The following is a 24271-nucleotide window of genomic DNA, read 5'->3' on the forward strand; positions in this document are numbered from 1 at the left end:
AAAGACAATGACTTTGGCCTGGCATTCGCCAGGCTTTTAAGCTGTTTTGGGGGTGGACTGTCGGTTTGGCACATAAGAAGGGGATTTGGCACATAAATGAAGAAATCGGCACATAAAATAAAAATTNNCTAAGAATTGGCACATAAGTAAGGTTTTCTTAAAATAGGTCATTTATTTTGGAATCTGGGTTCGGGATATACCCTTAGAAACTGGTAAAAACATGGTTAAAAGCTAAAGACAATGACTATGGCCTGGCGTTCGCCAGGCTTTTAAGCTGTTTTGGGGAGTGAATCTTCGGTTTGGCACATAAAAAGGAAATTTGGCACATAAATCAGGAAAATGGCTCATAAATTAAAAATTTGGCACATAACCCACCAGCTTCGGCACATATCTACTAAATCAACATAAATTTGACACAAGCTCTAGCAGGATTACAGGGTAGAAGAACTGAATTAGTTAGAAAACAGAAAGGAATGATGCATTTGATTATGAAGGCGTGTGAGAAATCATTGAGGCTAATTATGTTTGAGGCGTTGTTAAGGAATATTCCCTATGATCATTGGAAAAGGTACGAAATATCTACCGAATATAATAGCTGGTTGACCGGTTTTCGTGGAGAGGAATCAGTGATGTTCCATTTAGATCTGATTTCGAGTGCTAATTATCGGATTTATCACGATATCCGTCTTCAATTGGGGAAATATTTTTTCCAGATAGACATCCTTCTCGTTTGTACTCGTTTTATACTCGTTCTAGAAGTGAAAAACAGATCTAAGGACTGGCATTTCGCTAAGCTGCTCAATCAAGTAACTCTTGATGGTAAACGAACGAAAAATCCTATCCTCCAAGCTAAGGTGCAGTCAATAAAGCTAAAACGCTGGCTAGCCAAGCACCATATTACCGACATTCCCATCTTATATTTTTTTGTAAATGCCAATGAAAAATCCAAAATTCATATTGATTATAGTCATAAAAACAGTAGTAGTGTTTGTAACAGTGAGCAATTGCTTGAAAAAATTGAGCAAATTGAAAACCAAAATAAGACGGAAATCGTAAACGAAAAGGAGTTACGCAAAATAAATCGTCTTTTACTGGAAAAAAATTCTCCAGACAATCCTGATCTCCTCCAAGAATTCAACCTGACCCCCGAAGATCTGTTTTTAGGTGTCCATTGTCAAAACACAAAATGCAATTGTTCTCCAATGAGATACCATGCAGGTTCGTGGCTCTGCCCGAAATGTAAAATTCAATGCAAAACTGCCCACCACCAAAAAATTCAAGATTATTTTCTTCTAATAAACAACTCTATTACCAATGCAGAGGCACGCAACCTTCTAAAAATTAATTCCCGAAAGGTTATCCATCATTTTCTTTCTACCATGAATCTACCATGTACAGGTAAGTTGAAGGGCAGAGTTTATCATCAACCGCCCCCCAATAAACAAACCACCGCGAACCCCGCAGTGGCTACAACTTCCTCACCCAACCCAAAACCTTCCCAAGTCTAACAAATTTCCCTTTAAAGAGAGCGCCGCGGATAAAATAGAAACATACGGCAATCCCGGTGACGTCTTTCAAGAGGTCAAACCAGGACGCTGACCGGTAAGCATAGAAGGACTGGTGTATTTCGTCTGTGAGTCCGTAGAGGGCAGCAATGATGGCACAGAGCGCGTTTAGTCCCATAGTGAACGGACGACCCCGTGTCAAAAAGGCCAAAACTAGCAATACATACAAAATTGCGAACTCTATTAAATGCAGCGATTCCTTAATCGTCCGGTCCAGCCCGGAATTTGGGAGTTCGACGAAATGATTGGATGGCAGACTCGACATGATCCAGATCGCTGCCATATAAGCAATGGGAAGCAGTCGTACTACATATTTCAAAAAAAATTCCTCCTTCATGCATAAAAAAATATAGTTAAACAAAAAATAAGTAGAAAAAATTTTTTTGCTAGTGTATATAATTCTACTTATCTGTTCAGAATGATTGCTGAGGTGATGAAAATGAGAGAGGAAGAAAACAAGCGATCTTCTCAAAGTTCCAGTGTTAAACGCTTTTTCAAAAAGCGTTGGGTATTTCCAGCCATTTATATTGCAAGTGCAGCAATCATTCTGACAGCCGTACTTTGGTTCCAAGGCAGCGATAATGCAACAGACAAGTATGATTACAAGTCTTCAGACCTAACTGGTAAAAACAACGATAAGCCAGCACTTGAAGTAAACACAGCATTAGAAAACTTGAAAATGCCTGTAGGAAATCCAATGGATGCGACAGTCAAAATGGAATTCTATGATTTCAACGCAACGGATGAAAAACAAGAAGCAGCATTAGTATTTTACAACAATCAGTATGTTCCGCATACAGGTATTGATTTTACATCAAAAGATGGCGAAACATTCGATGTTGTAGCCGCCCTGAGTGGAAAAGTTACGAGAGTGGAAGAAGATGCTACCCTTGGGAATGTTATTGAAATCGAACACGATAAAGGTATTGTAACACAATATCAATCCGTGAAAGATGTAAAGGTTGAGGTTGGCGATAAGGTAAAACAAGGACAAGTTATTGCCATGGCTGGACAAAGCTTGTTTGATGAAGAATCTGGAACGCATGTACATTTTGAAGTCCGCAAAGATGGTGTAGCTGTTAATCCGACTAACTATTTTAACAAGCCAGTCAGCGAATTACAGGAAGGCACTTCAGCGGATCAAAAAGCAGAAGATACAAAAAGTCCAAAACAACAAATGATTGAGGACCCTGCGACTGATAAGGAGAAAGCTCCATCAGATGAAGAAGGTACTCCATCTGACGATAAAACTCCATCAGACGACGAATCTTCTGAGTCAACTGAAAAAACAAACTCTTAATAATGAACAAAGGGGAAAGGGGAATCAATCCACCTTCCTCTTTTTTTTAGGCTTTTTTCTTACCCTATGTGATAAAATGGTAGCAAAGGGGGAGTTTTTTTGAAAAAAACACTAGGGCTACTGGTGATGATGATGCTCATCTTAGTGGCAGCTGGCTGCAGCAAAGAACCCATGCCACAGGATCGATTTGCGACTTACATAAAACTATGGAATGACCAAAAGTTTGATCAGATGTATGAGTACCTGACAGACGGTTCCAAGGAGGTTATTTCGAAGGAAGATTTCACCAGCCGTTATCAAAAAATCTACGATGACCTACAAATCAAAGACCTCAAGGTGACCTTTAAAAAGCCGGGCGACGAAGAAGAACTGCCCAAAGATCAAGACAGTGTTACCTATGATTTTTCCTCAACTATGAATAGCATTGCTGGACCCATTGAATTTACACACAAAGCCAAACTGAAAAAACAAGAACATGATAAAAAGAATAACTGGTATGTGGACTGGAATACCACATATATTTTTCCAGAATTAAAAGATGGTGACAAAATCGCGATTAGCTCCACGACGCCAAAACGCGGCCAAATCCTTGATCGAGCAGGAAATGGGCTGGCTGTGAACGGACAGGTATACGAAGTCGGAGTGGTCCCAGGGAAGATGGAGGGGCAGGAAGCGCCTGTGATTGCGCAATTGGCGAGCCTGTTAAAAATGACTCCAGACCAAATCAACAAGGCGCTGAATGCCAGCTGGGTGAAGCCTGACTTGTTTGTTCCCCTCAAGAAGGTGTCAATGGATGACCAGGAGCGTATCGCGCAATTGATTGCCCTGGAGCCGGTCCAGACGAAAAAGGTGGGGGCGCGGATTTATCCTTATAAAGAGGCAGCGGCCCATTTAACTGGTTATGTTGGCTCGATTACCGCGGAAGAACTGGAAAAGCTTAAGGATAAAGGCTACACAAGCTCAGATGTGATTGGAAAAAGAGGGCTCGAGGAAGTGTTTGACGAGCAGCTGAAAGGAAAAAGCGGCGTAAAAATTTCGATTAAAAAACCGGATGGCAGCAGCGAATTACTGGCTGAAAAACCAGTCGAGGATGGACCGGATATAAAGCTAACCATCGATATCGATTTGCAGGCGAGCCTTTTTGCAGAGTTGGCAGGGGAGGCAGGCACAGGCGCTGCGCTGGACCCCGTTAGCGGTGAAACGCTGGCACTTGTCAGTTCTCCATCATTTGACCCAAATCAAGCTACGCTGGGCTTCTCAACGGATGAGTGGAAACAGCTTCAGGATGATCCGCAAAAGCCAATGAACACTAGGTTCAACAAGGCGTATGCGCCAGGTTCCGTATTCAAGCCACTCACGGCTTCTATCGGGCTTACGAACAACGTTATAACCCCAGAGCAAACCATGGATATCAGCGGTCTGAAATGGCAAAAGAGTGCTTCATGGGGCAATTATTTTGTGACGAGAGTTCATGAAGCCAATCCAGTTAACCTGGAAAAAGCCATGGTTTACTCAGATAATATTTATTTTGCGCAGACGGCATTGGGGATCGGGAAAGACCCATTCACCGCTGGGTTAAAGGAGTTTGGTTTTGAAGAAGAGTCCGATTATCCATTCCCGCTTGAAACATCAACGATTGGAAAATTGGATAAAGAAATCGCTTTGGCAGATTCTGGCTATGGCCAGGGACAAATTCAAATGAGTATCGTTCATTTATTGCAGTCCTATACTCCATTTGTCAACAGTGGGAAAATGATTAAGCCAAGTCTCGTGCTCGAAGCAGCGGAAAAAACGGAGAAGGAAGTGGTTTCACCTGAAATTGCCTCGACCGTTGCCGGATTGCTGCGAAAGGTGGTCGGGGATGCAGGTGGAACCGCTCATGGTGCGGAAATCGCAGACTATCCACTAGCGGGTAAAACGGGCACCGCTGAAATCAAGCAAAAACAGGGCGAAACTGGTACGGAAAATGGCTTTTTCATTGCCTACAATACAAACTCGCCAAGTTTAATGGTGGCGATGATGGTTGAAAACGTCCAGGGCCGCGGCGGTTCACAAATACCAGTGAAAAAAGTCAAAAATGTGTTTATGCAGCAAAAGTAACAGAAACCAGCAATTGGTTTCTGTTTTTTTTATTTAGGATATTTGAAACAAATAAGGCAAAAAATAATAGAAAAAAGGAGTGCGAAGGTGACTCGAAATCCTCCATATAGAAGAAAAAGAGCTCATTTGTCCCAATTTACAACATCCATTCTGCAAGCAAGAAACCCTTGGGTAATCGCCTTTTTTTCGTTTTCATATCCGGGGTTTGGCCACTTATTACTGCACAGGTACATTGCTGGGTTTATTCTGGTCCTTTGGGAAATGTTCATTAATCAAACTGCAAATGTGAATCTCGGAATATTCTATTCATTAACAGGTGATTTTTCCAAAGCAAAGGACGTGTTAGACGAACGCTGGCTTATTCTCTATGTGGGAATTTATATGTTTGGAGTATGGGACAGTTTTCGAACGACAATCGACTTGAATAAACAATATATTTTGGCCAATCGCGAGGACGCGCCGATCCAGCCGAATGCGATGGGTGCATGGGATCTTAACTTCCTTGATAAACGGAAACCATGGGTTGCGATGCTATGGTCGGTGTTGTTTCCAGGCCTTGGTCATCTGTATATCCACAAAGTAGTGGTGGGATTTTTTATGTTTGCCTATACTGCAGCCATCATGTATTTCGGCGATATCCCCCAAGCCATTCATCTTACCATGATAGGGGATTTTGATGTGGCGAAGGAAATAATCAACATGCAATGGGCAATGTATATGCCTTCCATCTTTTTTTTCATCCAATATGACGCCTATACTTCCACCATCTACTACAATAACCTATTCGAAAAAGAAATGGCTAAATACCTGCGTGAACATTATCAGAAAAAAGAGTTCAAATTTCCTTTTTAGAAGCGAGTTGAAGTGATGTTTGTTATTGCCACATTTGAGAGTTCTATTTATATCGAGTTAGCCATTACCGCACTTGAAGAACAAGGAATCTCAAAGGAAATGATATTGGCAGCACCACTGGATAAGCGGAAGGAATTAAGGGGACTATTTGATTCGATCCATAAATCAGATGGATTCAGTTTATTTGATGGGCCTGCTATTCTTGCCACATGTTTTATGCTGCTTGGAACGATTTATGGTTATGTCTTAAAGTGGGGGCCGATTATTTGGGGGATTATCGGAGCTGTTTCTGGACTGCTGTTGGGCTTTCTTATTAAGATGATCATCCTAAAAAGGAATAAACGAGGGAGCAAAAAAATCAGCTCAGAAATCGTCCTCATGGTTCGTTGTGAGGAGCAAAAATGGGAACTAGTTGAAAAAATATTATGGGAGCATTTCGCGCTGGGAATGACAAAAATATAACATACCACCTATCTAATCCTCTGATGGGTGGTATTGATATTTTTTAAGGTCAATGATCCCGTTTAGCCCGATTTCTACGCCTTCGCTTTCAAGCGAGAAGAGCTGTTCATGATAGGAATCATCGTCCTGAATGGCGATTTGACCTTTTGTGTTGATAACCCGGTGCCAGGGCAGGCGATGTTTCTTGCTCATCGAATGCAGGGCACGAACGACCTGACGTGCCGCACGCGGGCTCCCCGCCTCTCGAGCAATTTGTCCGTAGGTCATCACTTTCCCCTCGGGAATGGCTTTAATTATTGCAATAACTCTTTCCGTAAAAGGCTGCATCATCAAAATCCTTTCTGTTTACTCCTTCTATTATAGATTAAAATAATTTTTTATTAAATTTTCATTCGACATTTTCTCGGCGACAAATTTCTCAGGAAATAATGGCCGCAGGTAATCATTTCCTTTTAAAAACGAGACTGTGCGCACGTTACAGCCATTTCGCAGTGATGTCGAAATAAGTATATCAGCCATCACCATCGTGCTAAAGTGTCCGACTTTTCTAAAAATAAATCCGGTACCTTGTCCCGATTAGATAATTCGTGCATATATTCATATCCAAGCTAATAAAATGAATACAAACCTTAACAAAGAGAGTGTTAGAGGTGAAGAGTCGTTTGAAGCTCTTGTGAATTCAGTTGGGGACATGATTATTCATCGTATCGCTGCATAACTGCATAAATGGTGACAATAATTGTTGACATTTAAATGGTGACAGGCACCGCTCGTGGACACTGTCCACCCCAGGCGGACAGTTATGCGGATTTAGTATTTCGTCATAGTGATAAGCGGGTCTCATTTCGCACTTCTCACATCCAATTTAGGGAGGGCGAGTGGTGTGCACGATTACATCAAAGAGAGAACTATCAAGATTGGAAAGTATATCGTGGAGACGCGAAAAACGGTTCGTGTGATAGCGAAGGAGTTTGGCGTATCCAAAAGTACTGTCCATAAAGATTTGACTGAGAGACTTCCTGAAATAAATCCTGAGCTAGCAAATGAGGTTAAAGAAATTCTAGATTACCATAAATCGATCAGACATCTCCGCGGTGGAGAAGCAACAAAGATGAAGTATCAGAAGGAAGAACAAGAAGGTGAGGCCGTTAAATAGGCCGATCATCAAAACGATCACTATGAAAAAAGAAAAATGTTTTGAAATGGCCATTTTCGAAGACTTCTTAGTGCACTCTAAGAAAGTCAGGGGAAAAGGCCATTTTTAATGACATAAAGGATGGCAGAATTTCCCGATAAAAATTTTCCGACAAAGTTCTACAGATTTTGTTATTAAATGTATGGAAATTTTAAGGAATATGGTATCATTAACAATTAGGAAAGTATGACCGTTTCAAGGAGGAAAGAAAGAGAATGTTTGCTAGGGATATTGGGATTGATTTGGGAACGGCTAACGTATTAATTCACGTTAAAGGCCGTGGAATTGTATTAAATGAGCCTTCTGTTGTAGCCATTGATAAAAATACAAATCGTGTTCTTGCAGTTGGTGAAGAGGCTCGCCGCATGGTTGGACGGACACCTGGAAACATCGTCGCCATTCGTCCATTGAGAGATGGCGTAATCGCAGACTTTGACGTAACAGAAGCAATGTTAAAACATTTTATTAATAAACTGAACGTGAAGGGCTTTTTATCGAAACCTCGTATTTTGATTTGCTGCCCAACGAACATTACTAGCGTTGAACAAAAAGCGATCCGAGAAGCAGCTGAAAAAAGTGGTGGAAAGAAGATTTACTTGGAAGAGGAGCCGAAAGTGGCTGCCATTGGCGCGGGAATGGATATTTTCCAACCAAGCGGTAACATGGTGGTGGACATCGGCGGCGGGACAACGGATGTTGCGGTCCTCTCTATGGGTGATATCGTTACTTCATCTTCCATTAAAATGGCCGGCGACAATTTCGATATGGAAATCCTTAATTACATCAAGCGTGAGTACAAGCTTTTGATCGGTGAACGTACATCTGAGAATATAAAAATCAACATTGGAACCGTGTTTCCAGGTTCACGCTCGGAGGAAATGGATATCCGCGGGCGTGACATGGTCAGCGGTTTACCGCGTACCATCACGGTTCGTTCGAAAGAGATCGAAGGTGCATTGCACGAGTCTGTGTCCGTGATCGTTCAAGCGGCAAAAAGCGTTCTTGAACGCACACCGCCGGAACTATCAGCCGACATCATCGACCGCGGCGTCATTTTAACAGGCGGAGGAGCTCTTCTGCACGGTATCGACGCATTGCTTGCAGATGAGTTGAAAGTACCAGTCCTAGTTGCTGAAAACCCAATGGACTGCGTGGCCATCGGAACAGGAATTATGCTCGACAACATCGACCGAATTCCAAAAAGAAGACTAGGATAAACAGCTAAAAGTCTGATGACATTGTCATTGGGCTTTTTTGTTGTGGGCGGTTTGGCGTGTAAGCTTTGGTTTGGCACATAAAAATGAATTTTGGCACATAAATCTGGAAATCGGCACATAAACGAAAATTTTGGCACATAAAGCATTGCAATTGGCACATAAAACAAAAATTCGGCACTTAAACGAGTGGGCTTTTGATTCCCGCTAACATTATTTTCCCTGAATTAACTGCAACCAAGCTCTTAACCGAAACAAATTTCCAGAAGCCAAACTACATTTTTTGCCATGGAAACACTTTTTCTGCAAAAAGTTGGTGCCTATTTCCTAATTATTTTTTATAATAGAGGTATAATATTAGGTAAACTGAAAAAACAACAGTAGAATGATCCGATAATAAATAGATGGATTCGGTTAAAAGGGGAATAAGAGATGTCAGTAAATCATCTAAAAAAGGTGAAAACGAGGGAAGAGTATAAAAAGATAAAAGAAGATGAGCAAAAAAAGTCTGTAGGGGCTTCTGCGACTCAAAAAACTTCTAAAGTCAAAAGTGCTCAAGAGGTCCGTAAAGCGACGTCTGCTACTAAACGGATTCGGATTCGCCTAATTCCAATTTGGCTTAGAATTGTCCTTTTGGTCGTTTTAGCTGGAGCTTTTTTGGTCGCAGGTACCGCGGTTGGCTATGGAGTGCTCGGTGATGGGAATGCGGGAGATGTGTTAAAAGAATCGACTTGGACACATATTCTCGACTTAGTTGAAAAAAAATAAACGAGGAAGGGCTTCTTGCCCTTCCTTTTTGCATCCTCTTAATAGTAAAATGTAAATATCAGTTCCTATGAGGAGGTACTAAATATGTTAGATGTGACACAAATCAAGGAAATTATCCCCCATCGTTATCCATTTTTACTAGTAGACAAAATTTTAGAAGTAGAAGAAGGCGTCAAGGCGGTTGGAATCAAAAACGTTACCGCTAATGAAGAGTTTTTCAATGGACACTTTCCTGACTATCCAGTCATGCCGGGTGTGCTGATTGTTGAGGCGCTAGCGCAGGTTGGAGCCGTTGCCGTCTTGAAAAAAGAGGAAAATCGCGGTAAATTGGCGTTTTTTGCTGGAATTGATAGCTGCCGTTTCAAGAAACAAGTAAAACCGGGCGATCAATTAAGATTGGAAGTAGAAATTGTCCGCTTGCGGGGTCCAATTGGAAAAGGGAAAGCTGTTGCGACGGTTGATGGAGAAATTGCTTGTGAAGCAGAAATCACCTTTGCATTAGGAAAGTAACCGGGAATTTCTCCGGTTATTTTTTTTGTAATAGTCCTGAAGAACTTGGGGAAAATAACTTCAGACCAGTAAAAGGGGTCAATATTTTTCTATGGAAAGGGGCTTTTATTTTTGAAGAAAAAGCTGTTTATATTGCTTGCAGGTACGGTTTTATCAGTGTCAATGTTAGCGGGGTGTAACAATAATAATGATCAAAATCCACCACCACCGACTACTAATGACAATAACGGAGTAAACAACACAAATACACGTTATAACGATAATAACCGTTTAAACAACACAAACACCCGTTATAACGACGGCATGAATGGTTATGACAATAACAGATTAAACAACACAAACACACGTTACAACAACAACCTTAACAATGGTACAAATCGTGAAGACATCATCGAAGACAAACGTGATGTAATCGACCGCGACACCAAAGACGAGTAAAAGTGTAAAGGGCAGGCCAAGCAGCCTGCCCTTTTAATTGTGCTTGATCTTTAATTGTGCTTGATCTTTAATTGAGCTTGATCTTTAATTGAGCTTGATCTTTAATCGTGCTTGATTTTCAATTTCGGCTTACTTTTCATTTTGTCCCTGAATTCTTCAAGGAGAGCTTGACCGCCAAACCCCTTTTCAAGCAGGCTGTCGAGCAGTAATTCAGAGTAATCACTTCGGTTTCGACGCAAACGTCCTTCAAACAGGACACTAATATGTTGATCAAATTTGTTTAGGGATGCAATTTTTGTCTGAAAAAAGGCAGGATCATTCTCACGCTTGGTTATGACCGCTTGAACAATCACTTCGCGGCTTTCTGCGTGGATTTTTTGGAAGTAGTCAAAAAGGGATAAATCGGTATAGGCCTCAAGCAGCCAACTGGCACGTTCGTTTTCTTTATTAATAATCAACCCATCTTCTAGTGGGATTTCAACGGAATTCCCATCCTCCTCCACAACTTCCAAAGCGACTAACTTAAAGGATTTCATCAACGGCACCTCCGGTTATCGATTGTCGTTCACTTTTTCTAAATTATAACATATCTGTGCTTGAAGCAAATGTCGAAAAATATTTGTCGCTTTTTGCAAGTTTCTAATTTTTTTAAAAATTAGCCTGCCAAATTTGATTTTTGTTCTATAGGAAAATTTAAATTTGAGGCCAAAAACACATTTATTTACTAAAAACACCAATTTTACAGCGATGTGAGGATGGTCTATGATAAAACCATCAAATGGAGAGGAGCCAAAAAGTATGATCAATCAAGTTACGCTTGTTGGAAGATTGACCCGTGATCCGGAGTTAAGAAAGACGACGGATGGTCTGTCCGTTACGACAGTGACATTGGCCGTAAGTCGCCAATTTCGGAACCAGCATGGGGAAATTGAAGCCGACTTCGTTCAATGCACACTTTGGAAAAAATATGCTGAAAATACTGCGCAGTACTGCCGAAAAGGTTCGGTTGTGGGTGTGACAGGAAGGCTGCAGACACGGCATTATGACAACAAAGAGGGGAAGCGCGTTTATGTAACAGAGGTAGTAGCCGAATCGATTCGCTTTTTGAGTGGAAAACCAAGTAATTTTTCGCCTATTGAACCGCCGCCGGCTACTGTTTTGAAGGAGGAGCTGCCTTTTGACTAATCATGATGATATCGCGACTAGCTTAGAACAGCTGCTTGAAAGTTTGATAAAAATGGTGGGCCGCGCCAATCAAAAAAATGATCACTTCCAAAAAGAAATCGTTCAGATGAATCAATCGATCGACCATCTCCAGAAAAGAATCAGCCAGCTAGAATGGATTATGAAAGGGCAGTTAAAGGAAAGAGAATGGAGCCCGATCAGAAACTACCCCAAACACCCGCATACACACACTACATCCGAAATTCACGATCATCTCACAGTTCATTTTTGATAAGGTTGGATGACTGTTTTTAAAAAATTGCTTTTGTCTTGGAAACTTCATTGGCAGCCGATAATATCTTGGGTTATTTTTGGTAAGGCTCTTTTCTTAAACTTTGTTGCTTTTTGAAACAAAATTTATGATTGTGCTGTGCATTCGCGCGAAAAAAGCAGAAATTTAATAAGAAAAGAGCTTGCAAACAAAATTCGAAGGCGCAAGATAACTATTGCCACGTTAAAATTGGCTTTAAGATTTTAACAACAATCATTACGAACACAGCCTTTGGCAAAAATAAATCTGGTTCCTTTTTTAAAATTTTCCCCCGAAATAAAAGGTCTTTTAGTAAAGAAAACCGATGCCTCCAAAATAGTCCCCATTTTCCGGCCAAATGAGCGCCGGAATTTTTTTATTCTAGTTTTTTGTGGTAATCATGGTAGGGGTATAGTTACCGGCCAGGTGGGAAAATGAAGTTTGTGGTAACTATAGGTGGTTTATAGTTACCGTCAAGGCGAGAAAGTGAGGTTCGTGGAAATCATAGACGGTTTATAGTTACCGGTGAGGTGGGAAAATGAAGTTTGTGGTAACTATAGGAGGTTTATAGTTACCGGCAAGGCGGGAAAACGAGGTTCGAGGTAATCATAGACGGTTTATAGTTACCGGTGAGGTGGGAAAATGAGGTTCGAGGTAACTATAGGAGGTTTATAGTTACATGCACGGAAAAAAATTCTATTCTAGTAAGTGTTTAAAAAGTTTTCAGTTGGGTATACTATGACAAAACCCCCTGTTTTATTTTTCGAGGCCGCTGATATGTTATCAGCGGCCTATTTTTTAGATATTTTTATGCCTTTTACTAGCTTTAATCTGATATGTTAATAAATCGACAAAAAACGCACGGCGCTTAGGAGACATTAGATGGATATCTAGTAGATTTTTTTTCAAATCAGGTTCCTGTTCAAGTAGTTGGTGGATGATGGCCAATTCATGATCCTCTAAGTTTTCCTTGGTCATGAATCCTGGCGTCTCGACTTTAGGAACCTGCGCATTTAGTTCCTCTAATAAATACTCTTTGTCCACCTGATATAACTCCGCAAATCGTATCACCGTTTGATAGTTTGGTATGTTTTTTCCGGTTTCATACCGACCCACCGTAGACCGGTCCATATTCATCATCTCCGCCAAAGTTTGCTGCGACCAATTGCGATTGTCGCGGAGCTTCCGCAATTTTTCCGATAAAGACATCTTATTCACCGCCAAAAACAATAGTTGTTTTTAACTTAACGGCAAAAGAAAAGTCATAGTTTGAATGTGACTAATATGCACGATGTTTTATGTGAAAATCATGCACAATGAATGGATAGCATGATAAAACCACATATAGGAAAAAAGGACTATTGAAATTATTGTCGAATAATAAACTATTGTAAATATTTGTATCAATGGGGGAATTGAAAATGCCACACTCATTAATTTTTATTGGCGAACGACCGAGTCACTCAGAAATGCACATTAAAGGAAAACCAGATTTCTGCGATGCCCTACAACTCTCAAAAACATCACATCACCGACCTTCAAACCTGTCCTACCATTCCATTCCTTTTCACCAATCACAAATCTCCATCCATATTCTTGAGAATAATTCCCGTTTCCATTGCCGGCAACAGTCACTTCAGCTAATCGAAGGTGATCAGCAACTATCCGAAGAGCAAGCCTACGACGTCTTTACGAACTTTGCGATTATGGAAGACAACAAAGTCGCCATCCTCATGTATTCAGACAAGAAAAGATTCAGAGCCAGAAAAAAAGAGGGGCCAAAGGTTTTGGCTGCTAGCAGGGAGGTGGAGGTTTAGTTCTATCTAAACCATATAGTTAGGTTGATCTGACACAAGGGCTGCTTATATTACAAATACATGACAAAGATTATCAAAAAAAAAGGGGGGCGGAAATATTCCGCCCCTTTTTCCTGCGAAATTTTGAAACAAGCAAAATTTCTACGCCCCAATTAGTTCATCAATTAGACAAAACTCTTACATATATATAAATAAACTCCCACTTTCCCCTTGTTTCGCGCGTGCACCTCACTCCAACAATCACCTTCAATGGGCGTGGGAATTATACCCAATAACCAACTGTCCACCCCGCGAGGACAAAAACAGTAAAATGTCCACGAGTGGTGACAGGCACCGATGTTTTTCATCTGTTCACATTGTTTTCCACTGTTATATGACAATTTGTGATGGAGTTTTAATGTTTTTGTAATATAACTGGTACATTGTCATGTTATAAATAGATTAGTAGAGAAGGGGGAAGCGTATGCAAAGTTTAAGGCGTATGATTTTCATGTTTCTAACATGCGTATTATTGGTGTCAGGTACTGTTGTGGCACATGCACAATCAAGTAAGGACGCTTTACATAGTGTGGAGCAAGAGCTTGAACAAAAGGCGAATGAAAAGGACTCTATTAACAAGGAAATTGATCAGATTAAAAAAGATATGGAATCTTTACAATCGTATATTACACAAAATAGAGAAGCGTTGGCAGAAACTCAAATGAGAATCGCCGCTGTCCAACAACAGATAGAAAAGAAAAAAGAGGAAATTGTAGTCCTTCAGGATAAAATACATAACCGTAAAGGTGTTATGAAAAATAGATTAGTGGCATTGCAAAAGGATGATAATCTTAATGTTGTCATCAATGTAATCTTAGAATCTAAAAGTGTGGCAGACCTTATTCAACGAGCAAGTGCGGTAACGACGCTGCTTAACGCTGATAAGAATATTATGACTGACCAAGAAAACGACCTGAAGCAAATTGAAGAAGATAAGAAAGAAATTGCTAAGCAAGAAGAACAGCTGGCAGTAGAACAAACAAACCTTGGTAAACAGCAAGAAGAGCTTAATCAAAATCTACAAAAGAGACAAGAATCTTTAACGGTAATGCAACAAAAATATAGCCAGGTTGATGAACAAATGGCTGGGATCCAAGCAGAGCTGCAAGCTGCTCAAGAAAAGGTTCGACAAGAACAAGAAGCAGCAAGATCAATAGTAGCTGTTAGCGCACCAGTATCAGCTTCAACAGCAACACCAGCACCAGCAGGCGCAAGCGCAGGCGTTGAATTGTATGTAAATTCAACTGCATATAGCTATGAATCTGCAGGCAATTTTACGGCCATGGGCTACAATATCAGAGAAAATCCAAATATGAAATTAATCGCAGTTGACCCATCCGTCATTCCATTAGGATCAAGAGTATGGGTAGAAGGATATGGCGAAGCAATTGCTGGCGATACCGGCGGCGCGATTAAAGGTCATAAAATAGATGTGTTGATGCCAAACAATGCCCAAGCTTACGCATGGGGTAGAAAAACAGTAAAAATCGTCATACTACAATAGTGAAACAAAACAAAAAGAGAGATCCAACATCCCAAACAGATGTTGGATCTCTCTTTTTTAGTGGTTCTTTAGTGGTGCCTGTCACCATTTATACATCACTGTATAATCAACTAAATAATTCCAATTCCTATTTACCCAAGATACACCAGATCTTTGAGTTGGTCGGTTGAGAGTTCGGTGATCCAGTTTTCGCTTTGGATGATTTGGTCGTTTAGGTGCTGCTTTTTTTCGAGCATGGCATCGATTTTTTCTTCTAGTGTTCCTGTGCAAATGAGCTTGTGCACGTGTACGAAGCGGGACTGACCGATTCGATAGGCTCTATCGGTTGCTTGGTTTTCAACGGCTGGGTTCCACCAGCGGTCATAGTGGATGACGTGATTGGCAGCCGTCAAGTTTAGCCCGGTTCCACCCGCTTTCAACGAAAGCAAGAACACAGGGAATTCCTGATTTTGAAACCGCTCAATCATGCTATCACGCTGTGTCTTCGGTACACTTCCGTTCAGGAACGGCACTTCCACACCAAATTTCTTCTTTATAGTTGAACGTATCATTTCGCCCATTTCGATATATTGTGTAAAAATAAGACAGCTTTCGCCGGCATCCAATACTGCATCTACAAGGTCGACAAGCTTCTCCAACTTATTTGAGCGGTCAAGCAGCTGGCGCTCAACTGATTTTTCTTTTAAATAGAGTGCTGGATGATTACAAAGTTGCTTTAACCTGCTAAGCATTTGCAAAATTAATCCCTTGCGCTCAAAACCAGACAGCTTTTCAATCTCTGCAAAAGTATCGCGTACAAGCTGTTCATACAAGGAAGCTTGCTCCGTTGTCAGTGGGCAGTATTCCTTTTGTTCCTGCTTGTCAGGGAGATTGAGAGCCACCTCATCGTCCTTTTTCGTCCTGCGCATCAGGAATGGGCGGATTAAGGATTGAAGCTCATTGACCTTTTCCTTTTTCTCATCCTTTTCAATCGGAATGACAAATTTTTTCTGAAATTGGCCCAGACTGCCAAGATAGCCATGATTGGTAAAATCAAAGATCGACCATAATTCTGACAATCGATTTTCCATTGGTGTACCAGTCAAGGCGATGTGATGGCCACCACGCAGCCTTCGTACCGCTTTCGACTGCTTCGTCCCAGCATTTTTAATATTCTGAGCCTCATCAATCGATATCGAGCTCCAAAGTATAGACTCAAACTCCTCCGTATCCAGATGGCTGAGACCATAGGAAGTCAGGACAATATCCACATCTTTGGCCTTTTCCGAAAAGTCGTCTTTCTTCAATCGATTCGATCCATAATGCAGATAAACATTCATCTCCGGAGCAAAACGCTCAAGCTCCTTCTGCCAGTTACCGAGTACCGATGTAGGGCAAATAATCAAGGCAGCCTTAACAGGCGTTTTTTCACTGGTACTCTTTTCCTTGCTACCTTTTTGTTTTTTAGAATCCGCTTTGATAGTGGTGCCTGTCACCATCTCGGTTTCAGTTTTGGCAGTGGTGCCTGTCACCAAATCGGTATCGGCTTTGACACCGGTGCCTGTCACCAAATCAGTATCCGCCCAGTCATGGGGGGCAGCCACCATCTCTTCTTTTACTTTCAGCAAATAGGCGATTAATTGAACGGTTTTTCCGAGGCCCATATCATCGGCTAGGACGGCGCCAAAACCGTATTGACGCAGGAACCACAGCCAGCTCATTCCAAGCTGCTGGTAGGGGCGGAGTTCGCCTTGTAACCCTCCCGGGACCGTCTCTAATGGGATCTCATTCGCTTCGGAAAGCTGTTTAATCATTTTTTTCCATTGGCTGTTTAATTCAATTTGAATCCGCGCGAAGGCCTTTGGGTTTTCCAGCTCATCTTCCGTAGGAGGAGTCTCAATTAGCTCCTGCTCGAGCAAATCCCTTACATGCAAGCCTTCCTTTTCGGCACGTTTCATCAAATCCTGAATTTGTCGAATAAAGCCTGGATCGAGCTTAACCCAGCGACCACGAATAAAGACAAGTCGACGTTTTTCTTCGACGAGCTGGCTGAATTCATCCTCAGACAGATCGACTCCATTCATCGAAAAACGCCAATTGAAATCAAGCATCGCCTGCAGTCCGACAAATGATGGACGGTGGCTCGATGACCCTTTTAGAGAAGCCTTCACCTTCAAATTGGCATTTTTCATGGCTTGCCACCAGGCTGGAAGCAGGATTTCAACGTCCAAAGCGACAAGCGTTTCACTTGCCTCTGTCAAAAACATCCACGCTTCTTCCTCTGTGAGCCCAGACTTTAATGTCGCACCGTCCTCACTCAACCACGGAATTAACCTTGCCCAGCGGCTCTGCTCACGGTCAATTCTTTCCAAAAATGGCTTCCAGCGTGCAGGAAGCTTCGCATCCATGCTATACACGTCATCGACATTTTTCTTACCGCGTAAAAAGAAATCCAGATTCCAAAGACCTTCTCCATCAATCGGCTCCTCTAATTTGAGACCAATCGTAAAAGGAGTGTCGCTTTCCTTGATCCCGACCCATTCAAGCCAGCTTTCTTCATCAAAATAACGGGCAAGCTCGGCACCAGAGATATTTTGTTTTCGAAGCAACGCTAGCTTCGGTCCAAACAACTCTTTCATCGCAGAATTCCGCGTTAAATAGGCGTCTAGCGCATGGTCGTATAAGTCAGAAATAAAATTCTGGACCGTTTCAGAATCTTCAATATGGGTATCTACAGCTTGCTCCCAAAAGGACGGATCGAACTCATCCTTCACCCGAACAGGCAGCTGCCAGCGGAAATCGCCTTGTTCCCATACGGAAAAGTCCGGTAGCCAATCCTTCTCGAGAATCCCCTCATGAAGAGCATGAGCAGCCGCTAAACAAATTTCGGATTGATCGCTCCAGTCCCAATCGATAAAACGGTTAAAGGATTCCTTGGCAAAAAGAGAAACAAGATGCCAGCCAGTGACCACCACACCCTCGATGCCATCAACTGACTCCGTCTCCAGAAGCGTGCCAAAAAAACTCTCATCATGCCGGCCGAACAGCACATTCTTCCATTCAGAAGGGGGTAAACCCGACCCGTGCTCATCCTCAGCTGCCAATAGATAGCGGCCATCTTCTAATTTAATTGTCAGAAGCTTAACAAATCTTGCTTTTAGCATCGTAAAATTGCTCCTTTTACTTGGGTAGGTGGGGTTTGTTTATTTGTAATGCCACTTAATGCGGCAGCGTTCGGTTGGTTAGTTAGGTAGTTAGTTTCCAGATATTGTCTAAATGTCCAAAACCCTTCGGAAAATGTCCAAAACTCATTGAAAAGTGTCCAAAACCCATCTGGAAAAGTCCATAACCCACCAAAAAATGTCCAAAACCCACAGAAAAATGTACAAAAGAAATTAAAGCCCAAAAAATCATCAAACTAACCATCAAAACTGTCCACCTGGGGTGGAAAGTGTCCACGAGCGGTGACAGGCACCATTTTTTCACCACTTCACCACCCAGACACCACCCCACGCACCACCCGTTCAACCACACCCTATTCCTCAATAAGCTTGCTCCGCCGGCATTCTTCGTGGAAGGCGCGGAGGCGTTTGGTTTTGTGCATGAGGCTGTCGAGGAAGTAGTGCCAGTCGTCGACGCGTTTGGTTTTTTTATATAAGGTCCGCAGCTTTTTTAAGTGCCGTACCGCTGCTTTGTAGCTGGAACGGTTTTTTTGATTGATTTCGTTCAGCGCCGATTGGTGCAGCATTCCGAGCAGCACTTCAGGTTTTTCCTTTTCGATCACCTTGACGCGATCCCGCGGCAAGTCGTAAAAGCTCCAGCCCATGAATGCCTGAAGGTCACCCCATTTGTCGAACTGGCCGCGTTCAAACAGCATAAACTCATATTCTGTATAGCTGTATGGTAACGTCGACAGCAAAGTGCGTTCGTGCAAGTCGACCTTGCCATTTTCCGAAATGTAGGGCCGAATCGCTTTGAGCGCCACGCGGGTAAAGGCGGCACAAGAATGATAGGTTCGCAAAAATTCTAAATAGCCTTTAAGGTTTGATGAAAACAGCTCGATAAATGGTCCTACTCGTTTCCATGCTTTCGTCTGTGACAATAGTTCTATCCAATGAAGCATATAGGGTGTGATGACATGTTCGTCGATTTTACTAATCAACTCTAAAGCCAGTTCGTCCTTTTGCTGCAAAATGCTAATTAGAACTCCTGCAATCATCAGTGGAGTGAGGTTTTCCCACTCCTGGGCCGATTTCATCCGCTCGTGAATCCTTACGATTTCTTGCTCACGCCATTCCTTCTTTTTAAAAAGGTTGACCCAGAGGAGCCGATATAGATAGATACGCTCCTGCTCGAGTCCTGTAGCCGCAGTCAGCAGCTCAAATACATCGTCCTTTAAGTGTAAAATAAACTCGTCGAAATCAAACGGCAGGGATTGGACGCCAATTTTTAAAACGAGCTCATCGGCATCCTCAATTAAATTATGAAAGACAGAGAGATAGGCGCGCCTAACCGCATCCTCAGCAAACCCAGAATTCTCCGTCAAGACAGCAAGCTTTTTAAACGAGACAACAATTCCGACTAGATCATACAGCAGGCGCCATTCCTGTTCCACGGGAGCGCTCGCCTTAATTCGCCGTTCATAAATATTAAAAAGCTCAGCAATAATAAAAGGGCTCGAATACTTTTTCGAATTCAAAATCGTATCAAAGCTCACTTCAAACGATTCGACCCAGCGCCGATAATCAGGCTTCAGCACACCATTCGACTTGATTAAATCCTTCGCCTTCTGCAGCCCCCAGCTCGCGATATCATTTTTCTCCTTCATCGGCTCCCGAAATGAAGCCACCCATTCAGCGACACTTCCAACCCTCGAATAAGCTGAAAAGAACACCGCCAGCTGATGACGGCACAGTCCCTCGTGCGGGCACGTACATTGACTATTGGTCAAAAAGGTAAAGTTGAGCTTCACATGGCATGGTGTCACATCCTGCACCATTGCCGTAATTTGGGCATTCCATATTTGGACTTGCTTGACCAACCCTTGCCGGTACAGCATTAAGCCCTTTTGAACGAGCTTAATATCATCGGCCGCATGTGGGTGCAGCATATTCTTAATCTCCTCCGAGAGAAGTTCAATCCGTTCATTAGCAGTCGTTGACTCCAACGCCACGACCCCCTTTTTCGAAAAAATCTATATTCCTATATTATACCCAAAAAATGGCCGTCCGAGGAGAGAAATGCAGATTTCTATTCAAGTCAGGCTTTTTGTATGGCTCTTTTGGTAAACTTTGTTGCTTTTTATAACAAAAGCTTTTGCGAAAGTACAGCCTTTGTAAAAAAAAAGTCCAGGCATCATGCAGCGCCTGGACCTACCTATCTTCCACTTCTGTCGGTGGATTTATTGCCGGATTCGACCCGAGCTGGAGTGACACATATTCAAACAAGTGGGTCAGGTATTTATTAAGCTCGAAGCCTTCCTCATTAGTAAATTGTGATAATAGCAATTTAGTATCATTCATTTTTCGTTCCCCCTCAAAATTTGCTCCTATCAATATTCTTACCAATCTATCATTCTTGTATACATCAAAAATAAATTCTCATTCTCCAGTGCGTGCTTGTCCATTTACAAATTATGCACCATGCAAAAAAAGGTCACGGCGGACACGCAAAAACCAGCCCCAGCAGGCGCTAGGACTGAATGATTTTTATAATTCGATTGAGGCTTTCGTTTCCTGGCTAACTTCTGGATCCTGAGTTTCCCCGTCAGGTGCGAAACGCTCCAAGCCTCCTGTGGCACAAAACAACACCAGCGCAATAAACAACGCAATTAGAACTTTTTTCATCAAAATGATCCCCCAGTTTAATCCTTTTCTCTCTACTCAATTAGACGTAATGATGTGGGAAATGGTTCCAAAAAAACGTATGACATAATCTGCAGAAATTGCATTTTTAAAATCAATGTGATATATTTCTTTTTGTAAAAATGACCGAATTAGTTTTTTGGTCAACTGGAGGTGAATGAAATGGCAATAATTGATCGGAAGAAGCTGATTGTTGAAGCTGCGGCCAAGTCATTTTCTTTGTATGGGTATAAAGCCACGACGATGGATCAGGTTGCGAAGTTAGCCAATGTAGGTAAAGGGACAATCTATACCTTTTTTAAAACAAAGGAAGAACTATTTGATGATATTATTAATTCGCTGATTGGCGATATTCGAATAGAAGTGGAAGGCGCCATGGACGATTCAGCCTCGATTCTTGAAAATCTAAACAGGGTGTTAGTACGGGTCTATGAGTTTCGCAAATCCCATCAATTGACGATTAAATTGATTCAGGAAGAACGGGACATGGGGACGCAAACCGTTGTCGAAGCGATGCAAAGGGTCGAACACTCCATCATCCAGTACATGAAAGTGATTATTCAAAAAGCCATCGATAAAGGGGAAATCAAAGCTTGCGATCCAGAGGTTACGGCCTTCGTGATGTTGAAAATGTATTTTTCACTCGTGATCGACTGGCAAAGAAACCACCCGCCATTGGAAAAAGGAGAAATCACCAAGCTGTTTGAACTTTACTTGCTAAAAGGCTTGTTAACTTAAAAGTCTTTTATTTTTATAAAAAAGTGACCGTTTGAACAGAATAGTCATTTTTTTAGAATGAATTGACCGTATGAACGAAACGGTCAGTAGACCGAACTGACCTTGTAATCAAAATACATGTCAAAAAAATCACTAGGAGGAATGAAAGCATGAAGGGATCTTCCTTTAAAGCAGAATTAACCACAATCCTTAGCAATCGCAAGGTTCTTATTCCCATCATCGCCATCCTCTTTATTCCTGTCCTTTATGCGGGAATGTTTTTGTGGGCGTTTTGGGATCCATATAAATATTTGGGCGATCTGCCGGTGGCGATTGTCAACCTGGACGAGGGGGCGGAACTTAACGGGGCGCAGCTCCAGATTGGCGACGACCTGGTCAGGAATTTGAAAAAAAGTCATACGTTTGACTTTGATATCGTGGATAAGAAGCAGGGCTATCAAGGCTTGGAGGATCAAAAGTATTATATTCTTGTTGAAATTCCAAGTGATTTTTCAAAAAATGCGACCACCCTTCTTGAGGATAAACCGCAAAAGTTAGCCATCAACTACGTGCCGAATGAAGGGGCAAACTTCCTATCGGCGCAAATCGGGGAAACCGCGATGAAGGAGATCAAAGCGGAGATTTCCAAACAGCTTGTCACCACCTATTCTGAAAGCATTTTTGAAAAAGTAACCGAAATGGCCGGCGGGTTAGACAAAGCAAGCAGCGGAGCCAATCAACTCAACGATGGCAGTACAAAACTGAACGAAGGAGCCAGCCAAATCAAGGAAAACCTAGCAGTCCTAGCGGGCAAATCCATTGAATTCAATGAAGGCATCCATAGTGCAGCCGCCGGTTCCGGTGAGCTGGCAAACGGGTCAGCGGCGATTAACCAAGGCTTGGCTGAAATCGATGGCAAGCTTCCACAGCTGGTGACAGGCACCGCAAAAGCGCAAGCAGGGGCGGAGCAAGTGAAGGAGCAATTACCAGCAGGGATCGCAGCGGGGATTAGCAGTCAATTATCCGGAAGCACTGAAAAATTAAACGCCGGTATCAATCAATTCGAGTCACAGCTCAGTGCAGGGTTATCAGCACAGATTGCCGACCAGATGATTGCCCAGCAAACGGCTAAAATGAAGGAACTAGCTTCAGCCTTGGTTGCGAACGGTATACCTGCTGAAACCGTCCAGGCGATTATGTCACAGCAGACGGCGCCAACCAACGCTGAGGTTGAGCAGCAGGTCGCACAAGCGATCACTCCGGGATTGCATCAGGGATTCACGCAATTCAAATCCCAGGTGAATGGACAATTACTTGGGGCGACGACGGGGTTAGAAGAGCAATTGAAAAAACAAACCGATCCGGCCTTCGACCAATTAATTAGCGGAATCGGAGAAATTAATGATAATCAGGAAAAATTACAATCAGGTATCCACCAGCTCTACGAAGGGTCCTCAGCATTAAATGCCGGTGCCAATCAACTGACAGCGGGCATGGGTGAATTATCGGCCGGCGCCGATAAAATCGCGGACGGAACTGGAAAGCTTGCTGAAGGTTCATCAGAATTACAAGCAGGTTCAGAACAATTGCAGCAGGGAACTTCGGAATTAAATGAGAAGCTGGCTGCTGGGGCCGATGCGGCATCTAGTGTAAAAGCGAACGAGGACACGTTTGAAATGATGGGCGAGCCTGTGAAGGTTGATAAAAATGAGATTAACACTGTGCCAAACTATGGTACTGGCTTTGCGCCTTATTTTGTCTCACTTGGACTCTTTGTCGGAGCACTCATTATCTCGATTGTGTTTGCAATGAAGGAACCAGCCGTGCAACCAGCTTCGGCGGCACAATGGTTCGTCGGTAAATTAGGTGTTATTACGATGATCGGAGTCGTTCAAGCCCTATTGGTCGACTTTGTGCTACTTGTTGGTCTAGGGATTGAAGTGAAAAGTTTACCATTATTTATCGTGACCTCGATCATCACAAGCATGGTATTCGTCACGTTGATTCAAATGCTCGTCACCACGATGACCGATGTCGGTCGCTTCATCGCGATTCTCATCTTGATCATGCAATTAACCACAAGTGCGGGCACCTTCCCGCTAGTGTTAATTCCAGAGGCGCTGCAGCCCTTTAACGCGTTCTTCCCGATGACGTACACCGTCCAAGCGTTCAAAGCGGTAATCTCCAGCGGCGACATTGCCTACATGTGGCAAAATAACGCCGTCTTGCTCGCCTACATGGCTGGTTTCATGGTCGTGACCTTCACGTACATGGCCATTATCTTCAAACGTAACCAGGTCAGGGAAACATTGATCGAGCAAGCAGCATAAAATTTGGGAAACACCGGGTTCGCGCTGCTGAAGCGAATCCGGTGTTTTTTTGGTGTTACAGGCATTTATGTGCCAATTTTAGGTTTTATGTACCAAAAATCATTTTTATGTGCCAAACCGCTTCCACCGCCGCCAAAACAGCT

At 42.5% G+C, this 24271-nt stretch carries 25 protein-coding genes; 17 read left to right on the forward strand and 8 right to left on the reverse strand.

Annotated features, from left to right (window positions below; translation table 11 throughout):
- Window positions 1-410 precede the first annotated feature (410 nt).
- Window positions 411-1508 (forward strand): nuclease-related domain-containing protein, encoded by a 1098-nt coding sequence (locus V7124_RS03635; protein WP_335486084.1) that lies wholly within the window; start codon window positions 411-413, stop codon window positions 1506-1508.
- Here the strand turns inward: V7124_RS03635 and V7124_RS03640 are convergent.
- Entirely contained in the window at window positions 1468-1884 is a 417-nt protein-coding gene (locus V7124_RS03640) for a VanZ family protein (protein ID WP_335486087.1), read from the reverse strand. The genes V7124_RS03635 and V7124_RS03640 overlap by 41 nt on opposite strands.
- Window positions 1885-2004: 120 nt before the next feature.
- On the opposite strand from V7124_RS03640, the gene V7124_RS03645 reads away from it, so the two are divergent.
- From V7124_RS03645 to V7124_RS03660, 4 genes are all read left to right on the forward strand, one after another.
- Window positions 2005-2865, forward strand: a complete 861-nt coding sequence (locus V7124_RS03645; RefSeq protein WP_335486090.1) for a M23 family metallopeptidase — start codon at window positions 2005-2007, stop codon at window positions 2863-2865.
- A gap of 99 nt (window positions 2866-2964) precedes the next feature.
- Window positions 2965-4965: a penicillin-binding transpeptidase domain-containing protein gene (locus V7124_RS03650; protein ID WP_335486093.1), complete on the forward strand. Its 2001-nt coding sequence runs from the start codon at window positions 2965-2967 to the stop codon at window positions 4963-4965.
- A gap of 261 nt (window positions 4966-5226) precedes the next feature.
- Complete coding sequence (locus V7124_RS03655) at window positions 5227-5817, forward strand: hypothetical protein (RefSeq protein WP_335486096.1); 591 nt, start codon at window positions 5227-5229, stop codon at window positions 5815-5817.
- A gap of 15 nt (window positions 5818-5832) precedes the next feature.
- The gene (locus V7124_RS03660; RefSeq protein WP_335486100.1) at window positions 5833-6279 is read left to right on the forward strand and encodes a hypothetical protein; all 447 of its coding nucleotides are present in this window, start codon (window positions 5833-5835) and stop codon (window positions 6277-6279) included.
- Between the two features lie 12 nt (window positions 6280-6291).
- Here V7124_RS03660 and V7124_RS03665 read toward each other — a convergent pair whose 3' ends face one another.
- Window positions 6292-6606 carry an MGMT family protein gene (locus tag V7124_RS03665; RefSeq protein WP_335486649.1) on the reverse strand — a complete coding sequence of 105 codons (315 nt, stop codon included), beginning with the start codon at window positions 6604-6606 and terminating at the stop codon, window positions 6292-6294.
- 556 nt (window positions 6607-7162) lie between these two features.
- Here V7124_RS03665 and spoIIID point away from each other — a divergent pair.
- The 5 genes from spoIIID to V7124_RS03690 all read left to right on the forward strand — a co-directional run bounded on the left by spoIIID (window position 7163) and on the right by V7124_RS03690 (window position 10404).
- Window positions 7163-7435 carry a sporulation transcriptional regulator SpoIIID gene (spoIIID, locus tag V7124_RS03670; RefSeq protein ID WP_090762775.1) on the forward strand — a complete coding sequence of 91 codons (273 nt, stop codon included), beginning with the start codon at window positions 7163-7165 and terminating at the stop codon, window positions 7433-7435.
- 254 nt (window positions 7436-7689) lie between these two features.
- Window positions 7690-8691, forward strand: coding sequence for a rod shape-determining protein (locus V7124_RS03675; protein ID WP_335417434.1), 1002 nt, complete (start codon window positions 7690-7692; stop codon window positions 8689-8691).
- Window positions 8692-9120: 429 nt separating this feature from the next.
- On the forward strand, window positions 9121-9456 hold the full coding sequence (locus tag V7124_RS03680; protein WP_335486104.1) for a DNA-directed RNA polymerase subunit beta: 336 nt from the start codon (window positions 9121-9123) through the stop codon (window positions 9454-9456).
- An 84-nt stretch (window positions 9457-9540) separates the two neighbouring features.
- Complete coding sequence (gene fabZ, locus V7124_RS03685) at window positions 9541-9966, forward strand: 3-hydroxyacyl-ACP dehydratase FabZ (RefSeq protein ID WP_310198916.1); 426 nt, start codon at window positions 9541-9543, stop codon at window positions 9964-9966.
- A 111-nt stretch (window positions 9967-10077) separates the two neighbouring features.
- A complete protein-coding gene (locus V7124_RS03690; protein ID WP_335486107.1) occupies window positions 10078-10404 on the forward strand; it encodes a hypothetical protein in 327 nt (108 codons plus the stop codon).
- Window positions 10405-10505: 101 nt separating this feature from the next.
- On the opposite strand, the gene V7124_RS03695 is transcribed toward V7124_RS03690, so the two are convergent.
- Window positions 10506-10940, reverse strand: coding sequence for a YwpF family protein (locus tag V7124_RS03695; RefSeq protein WP_335486110.1), 435 nt, complete (start codon window positions 10938-10940; stop codon window positions 10506-10508).
- Between the two features lie 262 nt (window positions 10941-11202).
- Here V7124_RS03695 and ssb point away from each other — a divergent pair, with 262 nt between their 5' ends.
- Entirely contained in the window at window positions 11203-11589 is a 387-nt protein-coding gene (ssb, locus tag V7124_RS03700; RefSeq protein ID WP_335417425.1) for a single-stranded DNA-binding protein, read from the forward strand.
- Window positions 11582-11860 (forward strand): hypothetical protein, encoded by a 279-nt coding sequence (locus V7124_RS03705; RefSeq protein WP_335417423.1) that lies wholly within the window; start codon window positions 11582-11584, stop codon window positions 11858-11860. The genes ssb and V7124_RS03705 overlap by 8 nt, the downstream gene beginning before the upstream one ends.
- A gap of 816 nt (window positions 11861-12676) precedes the next feature.
- Here V7124_RS03705 and V7124_RS03710 read toward each other — a convergent pair.
- On the reverse strand, window positions 12677-13087 hold the full coding sequence (locus V7124_RS03710) for a helix-turn-helix domain-containing protein (protein WP_335486113.1): 411 nt from the start codon (window positions 13085-13087) through the stop codon (window positions 12677-12679).
- A gap of 212 nt (window positions 13088-13299) precedes the next feature.
- Between V7124_RS03710 and V7124_RS03715 the strand changes: the two genes are divergently transcribed.
- On the forward strand, window positions 13300-13695 hold the full coding sequence (locus tag V7124_RS03715; RefSeq protein ID WP_335486116.1) for a hypothetical protein: 396 nt from the start codon (window positions 13300-13302) through the stop codon (window positions 13693-13695).
- Between the two features lie 463 nt (window positions 13696-14158).
- Window positions 14159-15238, forward strand: a complete 1080-nt coding sequence (locus V7124_RS03720) for a 3D domain-containing protein (protein WP_335486120.1) — start codon at window positions 14159-14161, stop codon at window positions 15236-15238.
- Window positions 15239-15369: 131 nt separating this feature from the next.
- Here the strand turns inward: V7124_RS03720 and V7124_RS03725 are convergent, their stop codons facing one another.
- The 3 genes from V7124_RS03725 to V7124_RS03735 all read right to left on the reverse strand — a co-directional run bounded on the left by V7124_RS03725 (window position 15370) and on the right by V7124_RS03735 (window position 20384).
- Window positions 15370-18381 (reverse strand): DEAD/DEAH box helicase, encoded by a 3012-nt coding sequence (locus tag V7124_RS03725; RefSeq protein ID WP_335486123.1) that lies wholly within the window; start codon window positions 18379-18381, stop codon window positions 15370-15372.
- A gap of 82 nt (window positions 18382-18463) precedes the next feature.
- On the reverse strand, window positions 18464-18643 hold the full coding sequence (locus V7124_RS03730; RefSeq protein WP_335486127.1) for a hypothetical protein: 180 nt from the start codon (window positions 18641-18643) through the stop codon (window positions 18464-18466).
- 109 nt (window positions 18644-18752) lie between these two features.
- The gene (locus V7124_RS03735; RefSeq protein WP_335486131.1) at window positions 18753-20384 is read right to left on the reverse strand and encodes an SWIM zinc finger family protein; all 1632 of its coding nucleotides are present in this window, start codon (window positions 20382-20384) and stop codon (window positions 18753-18755) included.
- 105 nt (window positions 20385-20489) lie between these two features.
- On the opposite strand from V7124_RS03735, the gene V7124_RS03740 reads away from it, so the two are divergent.
- Window positions 20490-20684 (forward strand): hypothetical protein, encoded by a 195-nt coding sequence (locus V7124_RS03740; RefSeq protein WP_335486134.1) that lies wholly within the window; start codon window positions 20490-20492, stop codon window positions 20682-20684.
- Window positions 20685-20925: 241 nt separating this feature from the next.
- Here the strand turns inward: V7124_RS03740 and V7124_RS03745 are convergent, their stop codons facing one another.
- On the reverse strand, window positions 20926-21063 hold the full coding sequence (locus V7124_RS03745) for a hypothetical protein (RefSeq protein ID WP_335486138.1): 138 nt from the start codon (window positions 21061-21063) through the stop codon (window positions 20926-20928).
- Window positions 21064-21243: 180 nt separating this feature from the next.
- Here V7124_RS03745 and V7124_RS03750 point away from each other — a divergent pair, with 180 nt between their 5' ends.
- A complete protein-coding gene (locus V7124_RS03750) occupies window positions 21244-21819 on the forward strand; it encodes a TetR/AcrR family transcriptional regulator (protein WP_335486141.1) in 576 nt (191 codons plus the stop codon).
- Window positions 21820-21968: 149 nt separating this feature from the next.
- Entirely contained in the window at window positions 21969-24128 is a 2160-nt protein-coding gene (locus V7124_RS03755) for a YhgE/Pip domain-containing protein (protein WP_335486144.1), read from the forward strand.
- Window positions 24129-24271: the final 143 nt, after the last annotated feature.

It is taken from the genome of Neobacillus niacini, assembly GCF_036961885.1.
In the GTDB taxonomy this organism is placed as follows: domain Bacteria; phylum Bacillota; class Bacilli; order Bacillales; family Cytobacillaceae; genus Neobacillus; species Neobacillus niacini_H.